Origin of the sequence: Candidatus Uabimicrobium helgolandensis, assembly GCF_041508025.1 — a bacterium.
In the GTDB taxonomy this organism is placed as follows: Bacteria; Planctomycetota; Uabimicrobiia; order Uabimicrobiales; family Uabimicrobiaceae; genus Uabimicrobium; species Uabimicrobium helgolandensis.
The window spans coordinates 4,610,269-4,628,434 of sequence record NZ_CP165719.1; the positions used below are offsets into that span (position 1 = coordinate 4,610,269).

Genomic DNA, 18,166 nt, shown 5'->3' on the forward strand with positions numbered 1-18,166 from the left:
AAATTGATGGTAAGTTTACTCCTTTTCTAGATATATTTTTGCCGACGTTTGTTTATGAGGTGGATATATAGCCATTGCCGTTTTATGCTTTTTGAATTCTAGTTTTCGATAAAATCCTTCTTTACCTATTGTTGTTGTGAGTATTATAAATTGTCCATCTAATTGCTTTAGTAAATAATTCATAATTTCTTTACCAATGCCTCTTTCTTGGTAATCAGGTAAAACCGCTATATCGAAAATGCCAGCATAGTAGACTCCATCACTAATTGCACGTCCTGCGCCGATAATTTTCTCTTTATCATAAACAAGTATAGTATATTGACTATTTTGAAAAGCTTGTTCTAATTCTTGAGGCTTGCGCATATTAAGTCCTGTTATTTCGTATATAACACATAATTGCTGCCAATTTACGTTTTGTATTTTATCTGAAAAACGACACATGTTACCTCCGTTTTTGATAGGTTATAACTAAAGAATGTGGTATATTTTTACACTATAATATATCTTAACCGTATTGTATAACGCATTTGTTTTACATTCAATAGTATATATTATACTGCATTTATTTGTTTGGAGTACTTACAGCTAATAAGTAACAATGCTGTATCATCGATAACTGAAGAATATAAGACAATTTGAGGAGTATTATATGAAGATGTTTGTTTTTTTTATCGTTAGTATCATGATTATTGGATGTAATGAAAATGTGACTTCTAATAAAAAGGGAACAAAGGAAAATAAAGAGCACCACCACGGTAAAGGAGAGCATGGCGGAGATATTATTGATTCAGGAAGTGCACTTCACATTGAATTTGTACAAGACAAAGAGCATGGAAAGGTTTCTTTGTATATCTTAGGTGGAGATGGAAAAACTCCACAAGAAATAGCAAAAGCACCTCTTCTAAATTTAAAAACAGCAGAAGGCACTAAGCAAATCATCACTAAAATGGTAAAAGAGAATAAGGCGCACTATGAGGCTATTGATGATGTTTTTAAAGAGAATCTTCATGGACGAATTGCTCTAGAATTTTCTGGTAAGAAGTATAATTTGGATATTCATGTTGATCATGGTGACAACGATGATCATGGACATGACCACGACGATGATCATGGACATGACCACGACGATGATCATGGTGACGATGATCATGGACATGACGATGATCACGGACACGATCACTAATTAAAATGATACTTGTTAAAGTTGCGATTTGTTTTTTGGGTTGCAACTTTAGGATCTATTCTAAAATGGTAGCTTACTTTTGTAAGGAGTACTGCTATTTGCCGAAAATGGCTACTATATAGTATTTTATTCTTTTCAGGTATGAGCGCATTGATGTATGAAGTGTCGTGGAATCGGCAAATTGGTTTGCTATTTGGTTACACTGCACAATCTGCAGGTATTGTCATGACTGTGTACTTCCTTGGAATGGCTTTCGGGTACTATCTAGCAGGAAAAACTATAGACAAAACAACGACACCTCTTTACCACTACGGGTTTGCCGAAATTATTGCTGGAATTTGGGCGCTCCTCATTCCCTTTTTTTTGCAACAAAGTCATGAAAGTTTATCGCCTTGGATAAATGCACCTCAGCAAAAAATTTTATGGCGTACACTTTTTGCTAGTGTTGTTCTATTTCCGAGCACGATTGCTTTAGGTTATTCGTTTCCAGCATTTGCGAAGTTTCTTGCTCTTAGCAAACGATCGAAATCAATTATTCCTATGTATGCGACTAATACCTTGGGAGCTTTACTCGGTACTTTTTTGGCTGGTATTTTGTTTTTATATCGCGTAGGGGTGACAGGAACAAATTATTGTGCTGCAATAATATCTATATGTTGTGGTATCGTTGCTATCGTAATTGCTAAATCGCATCGGCAACAGCAATCGCAAAAAAAATCTAACGAGCGGTTGATACCGTATTATATTTATTTTTTTGCACTTCTTTCTGGCTTTAGTATTTTAGGACTAGAAGTTCTCTATACTCATTTATTTGCATTTATATCGCAAAATAGTACTTATAATTTTAGTGCTACGCTTTGTTCATTTCTTTTTGCTCTTAGTATAGGTAGTTTTTTCGCTACACGTGTGAAAAATGATTTCACCTCTTTTGCATGGATATGTATTACTGTTGCTAGTGCAATACCTCTTTCGTTATGGTGTTTCTCAGTAATTACTTCTGGTAAAATCCTACGTTCTACATCAAATTTTTATGTATATTTATTAAAATACTTTACTCTTAGCGCAGCAATTATTGTTATTCCGATAAGCGTAGCAGGCATAATATTGCCTTTATGCTGGCGTTTTTTTTCAGAAAACCATGGAAGAATTATTGGGCATATAACATTTATTAATATTCTTTTCTCTGCCTTAGGAGCTGCTACTGCAACGTTTATATTTATTCCTCATCTTGGTTTACATGCTTCTTTCCTTTTCTTTGCTTTTATCTACTTGTGTGCAGGAGTTTTTGCCATAGTACAAACAACTAAAACGAAGTATACTTTGTGGCAAATTGCCAGTTGTGTTGCTATTTTGTTGTTGTGTTTTTTTACTCCGTCTGCAACAAAGTACGAGTATCGTGATTATGATATTATTTGGCATGATGAAAGCTTTTATGGGCCAATTACCGTTGTTCGTCATCAATCATCGGACAATTTGAAAATGATACAAAATCATCACTATACATTGGGAAGTAGTCGCGCTGAAAATAGAGAAAAACGTCAGGCACATATTCCTTTACTACTCCATCCGAAGCCAGAGAGTATAGCTTTTTTAGGAATGGGAACAGGGATGACGGTTAAAGGGGCGCTTTCTTATAAAGAGATAAAGAAAATAGATGTTATTGAACTAATACCGGAAGTTGTTGCTGCTGCAAGGTTATTTCACAAAGAAACGAATAATCTTTTTGAAGACAAACGCACTCATATTGTTATAAACGATGCGCGCCATCATTTATATCAACAACAAGATAATTATGACGTTCTCATCTCTGATCTTTTTGTTCCGTGGCATAGCCATACTGGCTATTTGTATACTAAAGAACATTATATTACAGCTAAAAAATCGCTCAAAAAAAATGGACTTTTTTGTCAATGGCTTCCACTATATCAGTTAGGAAAGAGAGAGTTTTTAGCAATTGCCAATACTTTTTCTTCTGTATTTGATAATACAATTCTTTGGCGCGGTGAAAACAATAAAAGCTATCCGCTTATTGCTCTAATTGGCGGGAAAAATGATTGGAAGATAAATGAGAATAATGTAAGAAAACGCTTAAGCACAACAACACAAAAGACTCAAATTCGTATCTTGAAAGGTAGAATGCAGGTTATCTTATCTCCTGATCGTTTTCTAAATGCTACTGAGTTTTTTACACTATATGTTGGTAAATGGTTATATGACAAAAACAAAGAAATCAATAGTGATGAATACCCACTTGTTGAATTTTCTACACCGATTACTTTAGCAGAAGGACGTTTATTGCGAGGAAAGCAATTAGAGCATTTTTATAGTGAAGTATTAAATGTATTGGTTAAATAAAGGGCATATCGACATTTGAAAGAATAACGTTCATAATTGTTATTTTTTATTTTAAATGTCGACATGCCTAAGAGTCGCTTATTTATCTCTTTATTTCTCCTGTTCTTGTATCCACTTCATGAGCGTAAATTTTCAACAAAGCGGTTATGCTTTTTAATCCTTTTTTCGCTTCATCCCATACGTCATTTTTAGATAATTTTTTATCTGTGAGTTCCTTTAGGCTCTTTTCATCTTTTTTGCTAATTTTTTTTATTCCATCTTTTTTAAGTTCTTTTTTATCTTTATCATCGATTTTTTTTACTTCTTTGTCGGCTTCTTGTTTCTTTTTTAATTTGTTATTAAGTATTTTTTTAATTTTTTTTAATTTTCCTAATACTTTGTTGCGAGCAGTATTCAAATCTTCTTGAGCTTGTTGTAATTCACTGTCAAAACGGTAACGGCTTTTTGTGAAGTTATCTGGTATGTAAACTGTTAACATGTGAGTTAATATAGCGAGGAGGGTTTTACTTTGGAGGTTTTTTTTGTTAAGAGATTCATCCGGTTCAGCTCTCCATAAATCAGCGACTTTTTGGTAAATATCTATAGTGTCAAGTGCTTTGTTGTCAGCAAGAAGTTGATTGCGCATTTCGTCAAAAGAACCTGGCGAATAAACCATATCAAAAAAAGTTTGTAATTCGTCTTCTTTTAGAATTTCTTCAAACACTGCCTTGGTTGCTTCATTTGCTTTCGCGATTTTTTTTATGGATGTGTGGACTGGTAATTCGGCTAAACGTTCTTGAACTTTATCGTTGGCTTTATCTAGTTTATCTAACAACTTTACAAAATCTTTCATCACTGGAAAGTCCATGATGTTTTTAAGTTTACTATCGAGTTGAAATTTTTCTAGAAGAACATTTTCTAATCGTTTATCTTCGATAATATTAGTAATAAATGTTCGTGCTTTGTCGTATTCTTTTTCGGCTTTCAAAAGAGATTTTGTCCACGTTTCTACAGCACCTTCTTGAGCTCGTAACGATATAACTGAAAGCATTATGCTTAATAAAACAAAACACAAATACTGTTTTTTCATTTTTTATTCCTTTTCAAAAAAAAATGACTATATTGCGAATTTTTATATAGGCATATCGGCTTTTATATTTTTTTCTTTTAAAGAATAGCGAGGTCTTTTGAAAATTTTTCAAAAGAAGGATAAGAGAGTTATGACGCGTCTCTTGAGCTAGTAGAGATAAAATAACTACGCTCTAATTCTGGAAAAGATCAAATATAAGATGTTTTTAAACCGATTACCTCGACTATTATATCAATAAGTAAATATAAATATAGGCACAAAAAAATGTAGTTTCGGTTCGAAACTACATTTTAAAAATAACGCAAAACAATTTGTGGAGAAGTTCTTTTTCTACAAATTATGTTATATTGCTAAAGCCTTATTGCATAAATTATAGTAATAACCTTTTTGAGCAAGCAGTTGCTGATGATTGCCATCTTCAGCTATCTTTCCATTTGAAATTGCTAAAATACGATCAGCAGAACGTATAGTCGATAAACGATGCGCAATAATAAAACATGTACGTTGTGATAAAATACGCGAAATAGCTTTTTGAATATAAAATTCTGTTTCTGTATCTATATTTGCTGTGGCTTCGTCCATTATAATAATACTTGGATTAGTGATTATTGCTCTTGCAAAAGAAATGAGTTGTTTTTGTCCGCAAGATAAAAAATTTCCTTCTTCTCCAACTTCAGTGTTATATCCTTTTGGAAAATCTACTATAAAGTTGTGTGCGTAAACTAGCTTTGCGGCTTGTTCAATTTCTTGTTGAGAAGCATCTAACTTACCATAACGAATATTCTCAGCAATAGTTCCACTAAATAAATGAGGTGTTTGTAGAACAATACCTAGTTGCGAACGATACCAATCTATAGGATATAACTCATAATTTTCTCCATCAATAAATACTTGTCCTGAATTAGGTTGGTAAAAACGGCTGACCAGGCTTACGATAGTACTTTTACCGCTGCCTGTTTCTCCTACAAGTGCGACTACTTGCCCAGCTTGAACATGAAGATCGAATTTGCTTAGAACTGTTTCACCTTCTTTGTAGTGAAAATGTACTTTACGTAACTCTACTTCTCCACGAAGTTTTAAATCGTTTGTGTTTTTTGTTACATTGTCGGTAATTTCAACAGGAGTATTTAGTAAAGTAAATATTTTTTCTGCTGCAGCTCTTGCATTTTGTAATTCAGCAAAAGCTTTTGCAATATGATTGACGGGTTCAAAAAATAGCTTTACATATGAAAAAAAAGCTACAAGCGTACCATAAGTAATTGCTCCAGCAATAACACCGTTTCCACCGAAATAAATGGCAAGAGCACAACCAAACATCGCGATAATCTGCACAATAGGAAAAAACATAGCAGAATAAATAGAAGCTCTAAACGAAGATGTATACATTTTGTCAGTAAGTTTCTGAAATTCTTCGAAGTTTTTTTCTTCGCGCACAAGTGTCTTTGTTGTATTAATACCTACTATTTCTTCGTTAAATGCCCCAGTAATTTGTGCATTGTTTTCACGAACACCTCGATAGTTTTTTAAAATAATTTTTTGAAAAAACATACTTACAAATAATAGCATTGGAACGACGGTTAGTATAATCAAAGCAAGTTTCCAGTTAAGAATAAACATTGCAATTACTACAAAAAGAAGAGTAAATGCTCCCCAAGCTATATCGACAATTCCCCAGGCGATGATGGCGCCTAGGCGCTCGCAATCAGAAGTTACGCGTGCCATTAACCAGCCTACGGAGTTGCGATCGTAAAAAGAACAAGATAAATTTTGTAGATGCTGAAAGGCACTTTGCCTAACATCATGAGCAACAAAAGTTTCAATTTTTCCAGCAAGAGAAATAAATAACCAGACGTTTATTGTTTGTATAACGACAATTGAAAAGTACAAAAATGCAAAGACATGTATAGTGTCAAAGTGGTTAGGGACAATAAATTCATCAATAACATATTTCGTGAGAAATGGAAAAATCGCGTCAATTGCTCCTGCTAATACGGTAACTATAGTTAAAAGAATAAATTGTTTCTTGTATGGTCGCAAAAAAGGTAAAATTTGCTGCCGTAAAGATATATTTTGCATAACTTGGTTCCAAAAAAACATAAGTTATCAATAATGACGAAGCGCCGCCACTACACAAACGTTGTGCAGTGGAGATTTATATACAAGGAGGAGCATGTACTCTTTGTGCTATGTCAATGTTATTGTCATACTGCATTTTCCAAATACGTTGGTATGCACCAGGTTGATTTACTAAATCGTGATGTGTTCCTTGTTGTACAACTTTTCCGTTTTCTAAAAATAGTATCCAATCAGCATTCATTACTGTACTCAAACGGTGAGCAATAATTAAGGTTGTTTTGTTGAGTACTTTTTGACGAAGCGATTGCAAAATCGAATTTTCAGTTTCGGTATCTACGGCACTAAACGAATCATCAAATATAAGTATCGGGGTTTCTCGCAACAATGTTCGGGCAATTGCTGTTCTTTGTTTTTGCCCTCCGGAAAGAGTAACACCTCTTTCACCAAGCTTGGTTTGATAACCCATTTCAAAGTTTTGTATTGTTTTATGCATAGATGCTACTTCTGCTGCTTGATATATTTTATCCTCATTAGCTTCGAGATTTCCCCATAATAAATTGTCGTAAATTGTTTTAGAATAAAGAAATGGATTTTGCAAAACAATACCAATTTGTTCTCTTAGAGTCTTGCGTTCAATTGTTTTTATATCAATGTTGTCAATGGTTATTTTTCCGCTGTTTTGCTCATACAGCCGAAGTAATAATTTTACTATAGTACTTTTTCCTGATCCTGTGGCACCTAAAATTGCGACAGTTTGTCCTTTCTTGATACGAAAAGATAAATTTTGTAATACAGGTTTTTGTTTTTCGTAAGAAAAGGAAACATTTTCAAAATAAATTGCACCTCGAAGTTTTTCTTTTTCATTTTTGAAAATACTTTTCTGCTCTTCTATTTCATTAAGTATGTGTGCTATTCGTTTAGCAGCAACTGTTGTTTTTCCAAAGTCGGCAAGAATTCTTCCCATATGACGAATAGGCCACAACAGCATGGCTTCATAAGTAATAAATACGACTAGTGTTCCTAGACTAATGTAACCATAAATTGTCCATAAACTTCCGAAAATTAGTATTGCTGCTATTTGTAGCAAACAAATAAGGTCGGAAATGCTCCAATACCAAGCGATAAGGCGAATTACGCGGTAGTGTTTGTCGCGATATTCGACATTTTTAACTGAAAACTTTTTTATCTCATGATCTTTACGGCCAAAAGCACGAACTACTTTACTCGCTGTTAAGTTTTCTTGTACGGCCGTAGTCATTCTTGCTTCCGCCTCATCTGTGATCTTAAATGTGTGTTGCATTTTTCGGAAAAACACTATTGCAAAAATAAAAATAAATGGTATAGCAATTACTGCAACTAAAGTCATTACTAGATTTAAATACAGCATTATTGGCACAACTAAAACGACCATAATACACGAGCGGCTTATTTCTGAAACGTGCATAGCTAAAAAGCGTCGAATAGTTTCAACATCAGATGTGCAACGTTGAATCATGTCACCAGTGTCATTTTTGTTGTGAAAGGCACAACTCAAATGTTGAATGTGGTTGTATAGCTTTTCACGAATATCGCGTGCAATACCTTCTGCCGCATATTGTGCGTAATAGCTACGCATATAATTGAAAAAACCTTCTACTATAGCAAAACAAATTAAGCTAACTGCAATAAGCCATAAACCGTGATGTAAAAAAAATTGTTGTGATTGAACCCATTCTGTTGGCTTATTAGCAATAATATGGTCTATTGTAAAACGTATCAATAGCGGAGATATATATGCAAAAATTGTTGCAATGATCACCATTAAAAAGGCTTTTATATAAAATTTGCGATAACCGCGGGTGAAAAACCATAAATTGTTTTTTTTCATAAAATACTCATCCAAAAAAAAAGCCACGTCAATATTGACGTGGCTAAATTATTACTCTATCTTTAAAATAAAAAAGCCACGAAATCTTTTCGTGGCTTTTTGTTAGCCACAGAGTCTAACTCTGTGACTTTTTATAAATGAATTATTTTTTGATCACAGACAGACTTTCTTTCCAAAATATGGTTTATTTTGATTAGGTGTCATATATGTGTCTCCAAAAATAAGTTATTTATTATTAGAAATAATAGATTGACTTAGTCAACCAAAGTGCTTTCTTCTGGCTATTTATTTCTATAGCGTGACAAATGTAACATATTATTTTTATATTGCAACATGTTTTTAAAAAATTAACTAAATTATGTTATAAGGCTTAAAAGAATTAAGGTAACTGTGATGTTAATAACTCTAAGTCCTGTAAAGCTTCTTTATAATTTTTGTATGTAGAATAGCGTGTATTTTTTTTATTATTTGATTCGTAAATATAGTATTCTGGCATCCATATACGTATGCGTAGTGACATTGTGGATTCGATATTATTTTTTCGATAGATGTCTTTTGCTTTTTCAAAATAGTTTCTCGCTTCTTTTCGCCAGCTTTTTTTCCATGATTGAGGAAAAATATTTTCTTTATCAAGATGTATTTTGTACCAAAATAGTCTTGCTGCTAAATTATGAGCATCTGCACTTTGGGCATTTTCTTTAAGTGCAAAATATAACTTTTTCAGTAGCGAGTTGAGCAAAGTTTGGGATGGAGCTTTTGCCAAATACATTTTTTGAGACACTATTCTTATAAGAGCACTATGCGGATCTTTTTCTAGTTTTTTTGTTACAACAGGAACCGGATCCTTAGTTATTCGATTTTTTTTCTTTTCTGCTAAGTATATTTCGATTTCTTCGTCAGACATCGAATCATAATTTTTAATAACGAGAGATTTTCCACCTCCAGAGCTTCTGCCTGAAAAACTAACTGAAACAAATAAAATAAATGCTATAAGCATTACTGTAACGCCAACAGCTGAATACATGCGAATTTTTTTGCGGCGTTTGTCCACTTCACCTTTTGGCATTTGTCTTTTACGAATAACTTTAACGCGAGCTGATTCTTCAAGAGTTTTTGGACGGTGGGTTTTTCCTGTGTTTTGTAATTCATCATCGTCCATACCACCGTATTTTTGGTTGTATGCTTTTAATGCTTCTTCGTAAGTTTTTTGGAGTTTTATGCTACGTTCTTCGGCTTCTTTTGTTTTTACGTTTTCTACTTTTTCTAAAATGGCGTTTTCTTGTAAATTATCGAGTTCTGATTGTAGATTTTCAAAACCTAGCATACCATCTTGTTCTTGTGCTTCAGGTTTCCTTACAAGAGTGACTTGGCGTCCATTATCGCCCACTTTTACTATATCAGCTCCGTCATTGAACATTTTCTGTGAGCGTTCGCCTATGTTATTTGGAGCTGTACTGTCGCACATAAGAACAGCAGCCCACCTAGGCTCTTGGATTTGAAAATCAAAACTAAGTGATTGATTTTGCGATCCATTGGCTAGTACTTGTGTCATGGCTTCAAAACAAGCGAATCTCCAAGTGTTTTCTGTTGGATCATTTTTTCCAGAATTAAAGTACAAACTAATCATTTTGAGTAGACGTTTTTGACCCTGTGGATGGTGAACAGTATTACCACTAAAGCGTAAGTTACGTTTACCATCGACGATACTTCCCTTTAGTATTGCTTTATTTTGTTTACTTTGGAATACTTCTAACTGAAAACTACCATCATTTTCTGATATTAAACTAATTGTGAAACCTTGTGTTCTGTACATGGATGCTTGATAACTTTCCCACAACAATGAAACTAGCTCTATAAAAAGTTCTTTGTCTGGTAAGGAATCAAATATGTCACTACCATTGAGAAGAGTAAACAATGTTTTAAAACGTTTTTCCAAACCGTCGTGAGGTTTTGCTTTGAATGTCAGCATGTTACGATTGTCTTGTATACGTACATCAATATCTATGTCGTCTTCTTTAACAGAAAATTCATTAAAGCTTTCAGCTAAATGTAATTTGGTATGTATAGGTTGTTTCATTTGCGCAGCACGTAAGTATAGACGTATAGAAGTCGTAAGGCTGTCACTATGTTTTGGAAAAAGAGTTGTGTATTGCGAAAGAAGCTGCCCAAATCCCGAAGTAGTAAAATGAAGATTAACTTCGAATTTTAAGAATTGTTTTTCAAGTAGGGCAATTGTAAAACTACCTTGAGCATCTGATTGCGTTTCGCATTTTGGAAGGTGTTCAATAATTTGTTGTAGGTCATCGTTAAGAACATGTGAAAGCTCACCGCCTAAAAACATTGAAACTTTACGCATGTGATCAGGGTCTGTGTTGAGGTAGTAAATATAAGTTTCGTTTGGCTTTCCTCTATTATGTAAATAACGAGACATTACGTATTCTGCAAATAATTCGTAATCATAACCCTTTGTTATCATTTGCGGAGAAAGTATGCGTAAGCCAGGATCCGCAGCAGGTATGATGTGATTTATTTTTTCTCCACGACTTTTTAATACGTTTTGTTTGATAGCAGTAGCTTCACTTATTTCATCAACAATAACTAAGTCGGGTGAAAAGTAATCAATGGTTTTTAACGCGTGTTCATGACCTTGTACTTTATGTATAAAAAGCGGTTTTGGGGGGGCGTTCTTTTGCGAAGCTGAAGTTATCGCTGTTATTTCTGCTTGTATTTTGCTCTCATGGTTCGTTTCTCGACTTGAAACAACACGAATAATGTTACCTATTTCGTTGATTGTTTGGCCTTTAAGTATGTGTTTTAATTGCCAAGACTGAAATAACCCAGAAGTTACAAAATAAATTCCTTTTGAAGAGACGCTAAGGTTATATTCTTCAAGCGCTTCAGTTATTGCGCTCATGAATCTTTGGTTTAGAATAAATACATCGGCAATATCTAAAACAAGAGCACTTGATATTGGGACCCAAGAATTTGATATTCCAGTATCAAAAAGATTTGCTGTTTCTAATATACGACCTGAAGGTTTTATTTCTTCTAGTGTGTTTACTATTTTTTTGGCAGCGTGTTTCGAGGCATTAGCGACATGACCACTAAACTTGATATATGCTACGTTGCCTAACTCGCGACGAACAATTCTCGGTGTTAAAAAAGATTCATCAGCTAACCATGCAAGAGCTTTGTCCATGTCAGTAGTTGATAAGTCTTCATCAATAATATTGTTCCAGATTCTTCCCCACTTAAGTGCTTCTTGTGGAATGAACAGGCATTCTTTATATTGTTGAAAAAATTTCGAAAACTCATCTGTACTTCTTTTTGATAAAGTTGAATTACCTGGTAAAGTGATGAATATTTTCTTGTTCTTCTCTTGTGCTCTTACAGTTCTCTTTTTCAAATATTCGAATATATCAGGTGTTATTTTTGTATTTTTGGGAATTTCAATGCAATCATATTTTTCATAACTTTGATGAGATAGACGAATCTTAGCCATGTTTGTGGACCTCATAATTAGGTATTAAAGAAGTGATTGGAGGGAAGTGCTATGAGTTGTTACTCATAGCACTTTGTTTGTAGAAATTACGCTTCAATTACATTATTGAATTATTGTATCCCTCATAACTGGATACTTTTTAATTGTAAGCAAGGTTACAGAATCCAAAGTTGCACAACGAGCACCTTGCAGAGTATCTGTGCCAGATACTGTATTTAGTTGTTTTGGAAGAGGTGATAAGAATTGAAATCTATAATTTACTTGTTGTTGATTGTTTAAAATAGTTTCATTATCATTGGTAAACATTTTCTCAGCAACTATAAATTCACGACGGTCAGTAGCACTACCTTCTTCTTCAAATGGAATGTTTGTTCTTTCACTATCACCATTTATTGCAAGAGAATCTAAACGAACGTGTGGCCTATCTCCTCCATCGTCGCCTTCGGCTCTATAAGGAGGATAAGATACCCAGTGTAGACCAACAATGATGTCGTCATCATCGTTAAGCTCTATAGAGTTACTGTAATTTGTTTCTTCGTTAAAGCGTCTTGGAGCAGAAGCCTTAAATCCAAAATCAGTATCACCCGAAGAGATAAATTGATCAATGGTTGCATTTCCAGGCATATGAACATCGGTATCAAAATGAAAGTATCCACCTACTTGAGCTTGAGGACGTGGAAAACCTCCTATATACATAGCATCAATAGGTTCTCTTTCATTTAATAAACAATATTCGTTACCAACAGGAAGTTCATCAACTACTTCTACAACTCCACCTTCATTTTTGACCGATTGATTATTAACTTTCAAATCGATTGATGCTTTACCATTAAGACTATCGTCCCACTCCACGCGAACATGGTACCATTCATGTGCTTTAAAAGGTGTTGTTTTTAAGATAACATCGCGACGTGGTACTTTACGATTATTACCATCTACCTCTGTATCAAAGAATGCGCCATATGGACGTTCACTTCCTATTGGAAAGCAAAGAGCATAGTATAGTCTTGTTACACGTAGTTCACCAAGTGCATTTAGATAGACATAAGTTTGAGTTCCTTCGCGAAACAGAGGATCAAGTCTCCCAAATACATCTACACCATCTCTAATAATTAGTGCTCTACCTGGACGAAAGCCACTTGCTGTTGTTGCTCCAAATAAACCAGAGGCAACTGTTTGGCCATTTACACCATCAGTATCATCGGCATCAAATTTTACCCAGAATTGAATTGAGCCTCGAACATTTCCCATTTTTGATGTTCCAGAAGGAGATACATTGATTGCGGTGTTTACGTCACTGCGTAGTTTAGGCTCTGTGTTAGATCTACCTGATGTGTAGCTATCAAAATTTTCTCCAGTGTCTAAAGAAATAGAGAAGTCTTCAAAGCACGTTTCTATTAGATAGCGTTCTAAACTATTTTGTGGACGAAGTCCAATGTTAGCAAAAGCAGGGCTAGTTTCTCTTACGAAATCAGGGGTGTAGAACATTCTACGTGAGATTAATCCATCATAAGCTAGATTGTTTCCTTGACTTCGAACACTTGTTCTCGCTCTCATTAGTTTTGGCAAACCTACGGTTGCGGGATTAGGATCAGGAGTACTAGCTTGAGAATAATTGATTGTTTTTGAACCGAGTACATTGCGATCAGACCATTGTACTGGAACTTTATATTTATTATCGGTATTTGCGATATCATCATCAGGATGGAATCTGTTATCATCTGCATCAATATCGCCATCTCCATCGCGATCACTTTCGTTGACGAAAGTACTACCACTAAAATAAAGAGCGCTATTAACATCGCTACCATTGAGATCAAGGTCATCTTTTGGACTTGGTTCTACTGCACCAGCAAACTCATCTTCAAAAGTAGAAATTACTCTATTTCTTTGTTGACGTATATTATTTGGCGATGTAATCGTATCAGCAAGCGGAGTATCACCTTCAAAGTCCTCTTGAGTGGTATGAGTTATTTGACGACCAAAATCTGCAGTTGTCGAAATAACAGATACACCTGTTACTAAGTTTCCTTGATTTGCGGTAGTACGGCCAACTGATGTAATTTCGACACTTCCCACAGAAAAAGAAACTAACTCTATTGTGTGAGAAGGTTTCATTACAAAACTTGTTCCGTCGTCTTCAACTCGTATCAAATCGGATGTACTTACACGGCGATATACATCACTATTAGGGTTCCAAAAGTTTTCAATTACATTGGGATTGAAGTTACTGCGCAGCATATCACGTATAGCTTGGTCCCATACTTCTTGAGTTATTACAACATTACCCGCGAAACTTGGATTGGCCTTTACAATTGTTGCCGCATTAACAGCTCCATCATCTATTCCATCTACGGTTGGTAGACTAATAGCTATGTTTTGCTCGTTTAAAAACTCGTCTATCTCGCCTTGATCTAAAAATGAACTGTCATTGCGACGATCAATAATTTCATCAGCAAGTTTTTCAGCTTCAGCTTGAGGAATTTCTATTTCATATTGGATAATTTCGTTGAGTAAACTTGTTTCTACTTCTAGTGCAGCGTTATTAAATGTTGGGTCATCGTTTTTTGTAACAGCATTAGCAAAAAAATTAGCACGGCCGCGGATATTTACAATAAGTGCTACAAGAACATCTTTAGATGCAGTATTAATATTGACAGGAGCGCGCTGTTCTCGATAGTAATCAGGTGCGTCTCGCAAGTCAATTACATTTTCGATGTTTACACCTACTGTTTTTGTGTCCATAAACGATGATGTAGTTAGGTTACTTATAAATCTATCAGCAGCATCACCGTCAAATCCCGCTACGCTTCTCAATTGATTTTCTAACTCTTCCATATTGGTAAAACGTTGTCCATTTGGATTGATAGGACTTCCAATAATTGCACCTGCGAGAGCAGTGCGAAACTCAGGAGATGAGTTTGGAAATGCTGACAACGCAAGAGACTGCAATATTCTTTCAAATACTTCGACACTACGTAGTTGTACAGTTTGTTCTACAACAGGAGTACCATTATTTTGAATAGCTATAAAACTATTTACGTTGATTTTTCCAGAAGTATCTTCCAATTTGAGTGAGTAAAAGTTCCCATTTGGTTCGCTAGTACCAAAGATGCCTCCTCCTCGAATAGCGCGGCCTACAAGTCCTGAAACAGCAAAGTTATCATCTGAAGTACTATCATCATGTAGTTCGATGTTTGCTTGCAAAGATATTGCTTGTCCTTGTTGACTGGCTTGAAAGAGATCTCTGTCTGAATTTAGTGGATATTGCAATTCGACGCTATTAACTTCTTCGTTTAATGCAATACGTCCTTTTGTTCTTATATTATTGTAAATCAGTGCTAAAGCGTGATCTACTCCTGCATATGCTGTTAACTTCGCATCTATGGTTGAGGCGTAGTTGCTAGCCGCTGTACGTTCGTAACCTGTTAATCGTACAAATGTAACAGCTGTTGTTGATAATACCAACATTATACTTGTGACCACGATTAGGGTGATACCTTTTCGTTTTTTATTTTTTAACTTTTTCATATTTTTTTTAGAACATCTAAACCAATGCTACTGAATGATTATTGTCTTTTATCACTTAACTTTACAATTGGAAAATGATTAAATAATAATAATTTCTTTCGCACTCTAAGTAGTAGATGTATAACCTCCTTTGAATGAATTGTATTTAAGGAGTTAACTGTGAAATAAAACCATAAAATCTAATTTATTCTACACTAAAATAAATTTACTGTAAAGATTTAAATGTGTTACTTCATTGTTGTTTTGAGTAGGCATGTATGTTGACATTTAAAAGAATACAATTGAGGTACTTTGATGAATTATTAATTCAAGCGCACACTTTTAAGGTGCTTCAGTAATTAATTTTTGATTATGGTTAGTAGCAGTGAGTTTTTATGCCTTGGCAGGATTGTATCGAACTTATGTGTTTAAGGTATTTTGATAATGAATGCTGGGCACAATTCCATAATTGTACCCAATGAACTTTACTCGCAGAAAAACTAGGTGAATAAAATGTTACTTTGGTGGAGGTATATAGCCTAGCTTTTGTCTTAGCGATATATTCATCTCTCTTGCACTGCTTCTATGAATGCTTTCTATTATTTTGTTTAGACTTTTTCTTGATTTTATAGAAAAAGGATCAATACCTCTTGTACTTGCGTTGTCCGGGCGAAGACGATGACGTTTATATAGAACTTGGGTTGATGTTTTACCTATTCTTACTAGCAAATCACAATAATATTTCATTCCGTTCATTGTGTATTTGTATCTTGGACGATAAACTCTTTTTTGGCGAATATCCAGTAATTTTTTTTCGTTGTTTATTTTTTGTAAATACTCATTATATAACCACTGTAGCCATTTTTTGCGCTTAAAATTTTTGTTTCGATATGCAACTACTTCTCTTTTTTTTAACTTTGAGTATAGTGCATTGAGATTTTTCATTCGTTCTATGTAAAATTCTTTTGTCTCTTCTTGCTGTTTTTGTGTTTGACTTTCATTTCCAATAGAGAATGCTTTTGTTATTATGGTAATTCTCGAAGCAGAAGAAAATTTCTGCCAGCGCTTTATGAAATCAGGATTTTGATTTTTTACAATCATTTCTATTTTGACACTGTATTTTCCAAGCAAAGCTTCTTGGGCAGGTTGGTTTAAAGGTTCCCATGTCTTTTTAGCTTGGTAATAGCGATCTGTTTTTTTTACAACGGCGCTATAACTAGCGACATTTTTGTCAATATATTTAATCGCAATTTGTAATTTAGCATCAACTAATATCTTTTTGGTGATTATATCTACAGATAAGCTAAATTCGTTTGCCCATGGATAACGAATAACTTTTAGATCAAGAGTTTTTACTTTAAAAAATTGTTGCTGGGCGTTTATTGGTATAAGTATTGAAATTACAATCAATGTCCACAAAGTTTTTTTTATCATAGCAAGCTCGCTAATAATGATTGATGACTAAGAGTTACTCTCACTAAAGTGAGAGCAATCTGATAAAAAAGAGTAAAATTTACTTTTCGTTTCTTAACAATGTACCAATCTTCATGCCGTCAACACTCATAAATAAATAGTATTTTGCATCTTCTGATATTTTCATTGCACCTAAAGTTTCATTTTTTAGAAAACGCATAAGTAAATATCTTTCTTTTTCTATACCAACATAAGCATTGAATGTTTTTTGCTTTATGTTCGTTTTCAGAACAACAAGACGATCCTTTACCATAAAAGGATAAGTAAATCGATCACCATCAGCACCAATCTTGTACTTTTCTCCGGTTACGAAATTTTTTAAGTAGTGGCTATATTGATTTTTTTTGTTTTTTGTGATATAGAAAATACGTTGATCGTTTGCAGCGAATGTAGAAAGAATATGAGCGCTGTCAATTGTGGTTACTTTTTTGTTTCGAAATTCCATTAAATGGGTTTTTTTGTCGATTTGATCGATAAGCGAAAAATAAAACAAATTACCAGATACATAATAGTTGGTGTGCACTGTCCCGCGACTTGTATAAGCATATCTAAAAAGATAATCTAAGCTTGCGATTCTTTTGAAGCGAACACCTTTTTTTGTAAATCGTATTCTCGCTATGTAGTCACCCAACCAGTTTTGATCTTTATCATAAAACCAACCAGTTGCATAAAGTTTGCTGTCATGACAAATAACGAAAGGACCCATTTTAAAACCAGGATTACCTTTTTGGTATTGGAATATAGTTTTCTGGGCACCGCTTAAAGCATCGATTTTAATTATTTTATTTCCGCGATTACCAACAACATAAATTCGATGTTTTATATTGTCATATGCGACGTTTACTAATTGATACAACTTTAAATGTATGCGATCAACTTTTACCAATTTTTTGTTGTTAAAACGAAAAATTAGCATATCGTAGGCATTACCTTTTGCTACTTTTTTTACATCATAAACCCGTTCGGTGGCCATAAAGTAGCTTGCTCCATTAGATAGAGCACATGGATTTATTGTCTTGTAGTTTACATTGTGTGCTGAAATGTCATCGACAGCGATTGAATAACTGTCTGCATAGATTGCTACTGATATGATTGACAGAATAATGAAAAATTTTTTCATATGTTCCCCTG

At 34.2% G+C, this 18,166-nt stretch carries 10 protein-coding genes; 2 read left to right on the forward strand and 8 right to left on the reverse strand.

The window, feature by feature from the left end; translation table 11 throughout:
* Nucleotides 1-15: 15 nt before the first annotated feature.
* Nucleotides 16-441 carry a GNAT family N-acetyltransferase gene (locus UABHE_RS16865; protein WP_372371497.1) on the reverse strand — a complete coding sequence of 142 codons (426 nt, stop codon included), beginning with the start codon at nucleotides 439-441 and terminating at the stop codon, nucleotides 16-18.
* A gap of 208 nt (nucleotides 442-649) precedes the next feature.
* Here UABHE_RS16865 and UABHE_RS16870 point away from each other — a divergent pair, with 208 nt between their 5' ends.
* Together UABHE_RS16870 and UABHE_RS16875 are read left to right on the forward strand one after the other, a co-directional pair.
* Complete coding sequence (locus tag UABHE_RS16870) at nucleotides 650-1,183, forward strand: hypothetical protein (protein WP_372371498.1); 534 nt, start codon at nucleotides 650-652, stop codon at nucleotides 1,181-1,183.
* Nucleotides 1,184-1,336: 153 nt separating this feature from the next.
* Nucleotides 1,337-3,538, forward strand: coding sequence for a fused MFS/spermidine synthase (locus UABHE_RS16875; protein ID WP_372371500.1), 2,202 nt, complete (start codon nucleotides 1,337-1,339; stop codon nucleotides 3,536-3,538).
* 82 nt (nucleotides 3,539-3,620) lie between these two features.
* Here UABHE_RS16875 and UABHE_RS16880 read toward each other — a convergent pair whose 3' ends face one another.
* The 7 genes from UABHE_RS16880 to UABHE_RS16910 all read right to left on the reverse strand — a co-directional run bounded on the left by UABHE_RS16880 (nucleotide 3,621) and on the right by UABHE_RS16910 (nucleotide 18,155).
* Complete coding sequence (locus UABHE_RS16880) at nucleotides 3,621-4,607, reverse strand: hypothetical protein (protein WP_372371502.1); 987 nt, start codon at nucleotides 4,605-4,607, stop codon at nucleotides 3,621-3,623.
* 342 nt (nucleotides 4,608-4,949) lie between these two features.
* Nucleotides 4,950-6,683: an ABC transporter ATP-binding protein gene (locus UABHE_RS16885; protein ID WP_372371504.1), complete on the reverse strand. Its 1,734-nt coding sequence runs from the start codon at nucleotides 6,681-6,683 to the stop codon at nucleotides 4,950-4,952.
* A 76-nt stretch (nucleotides 6,684-6,759) separates the two neighbouring features.
* On the reverse strand, nucleotides 6,760-8,550 hold the full coding sequence (locus tag UABHE_RS16890) for an ABC transporter ATP-binding protein (protein WP_372371506.1): 1,791 nt from the start codon (nucleotides 8,548-8,550) through the stop codon (nucleotides 6,760-6,762).
* Between the two features lie 379 nt (nucleotides 8,551-8,929).
* Nucleotides 8,930-12,052, reverse strand: a complete 3,123-nt coding sequence (locus tag UABHE_RS16895) for a hypothetical protein (protein ID WP_372371507.1) — start codon at nucleotides 12,050-12,052, stop codon at nucleotides 8,930-8,932.
* A gap of 102 nt (nucleotides 12,053-12,154) precedes the next feature.
* A complete protein-coding gene (locus UABHE_RS16900; RefSeq protein WP_372371509.1) occupies nucleotides 12,155-15,583 on the reverse strand; it encodes a hypothetical protein in 3,429 nt (1,142 codons plus the stop codon).
* Nucleotides 15,584-16,078: 495 nt separating this feature from the next.
* Nucleotides 16,079-16,996: a hypothetical protein gene (locus UABHE_RS16905; protein WP_372371511.1), complete on the reverse strand. Its 918-nt coding sequence runs from the start codon at nucleotides 16,994-16,996 to the stop codon at nucleotides 16,079-16,081.
* Between the two features lie 79 nt (nucleotides 16,997-17,075).
* Nucleotides 17,076-18,155, reverse strand: a complete 1,080-nt coding sequence (locus tag UABHE_RS16910; protein WP_372371513.1) for a hypothetical protein — start codon at nucleotides 18,153-18,155, stop codon at nucleotides 17,076-17,078.
* Nucleotides 18,156-18,166 lie beyond the last annotated feature (11 nt).

Coding starts and splice junctions, on each gene's coding strand:
- UABHE_RS16865 (WP_372371497.1), bottom strand. CDS start 441: ATGTGTCGTTTTTCAGATAAAATACAAAACGTAAATTGGCAGCAATTA.
- UABHE_RS16870 (WP_372371498.1), top strand. CDS start 650: ATGAAGATGTTTGTTTTTTTTATCGTTAGTATCATGATTATTGGATGT.
- UABHE_RS16875 (WP_372371500.1), top strand. CDS start 1,337: ATGTATGAAGTGTCGTGGAATCGGCAAATTGGTTTGCTATTTGGTTAC.
- UABHE_RS16880 (WP_372371502.1), bottom strand. CDS start 4,607: ATGAAAAAACAGTATTTGTGTTTTGTTTTATTAAGCATAATGCTTTCA.
- UABHE_RS16885 (WP_372371504.1), bottom strand. CDS start 6,683: ATGCAAAATATATCTTTACGGCAGCAAATTTTACCTTTTTTGCGACCA.
- UABHE_RS16890 (WP_372371506.1), bottom strand. CDS start 8,550: ATGAAAAAAAACAATTTATGGTTTTTCACCCGCGGTTATCGCAAATTT.
- UABHE_RS16895 (WP_372371507.1), bottom strand. CDS start 12,052: ATGGCTAAGATTCGTCTATCTCATCAAAGTTATGAAAAATATGATTGC.
- UABHE_RS16900 (WP_372371509.1), bottom strand. CDS start 15,583: ATGAAAAAGTTAAAAAATAAAAAACGAAAAGGTATCACCCTAATCGTG.
- UABHE_RS16905 (WP_372371511.1), bottom strand. CDS start 16,996: ATGATAAAAAAAACTTTGTGGACATTGATTGTAATTTCAATACTTATA.
- UABHE_RS16910 (WP_372371513.1), bottom strand. CDS start 18,155: ATGAAAAAATTTTTCATTATTCTGTCAATCATATCAGTAGCAATCTAT.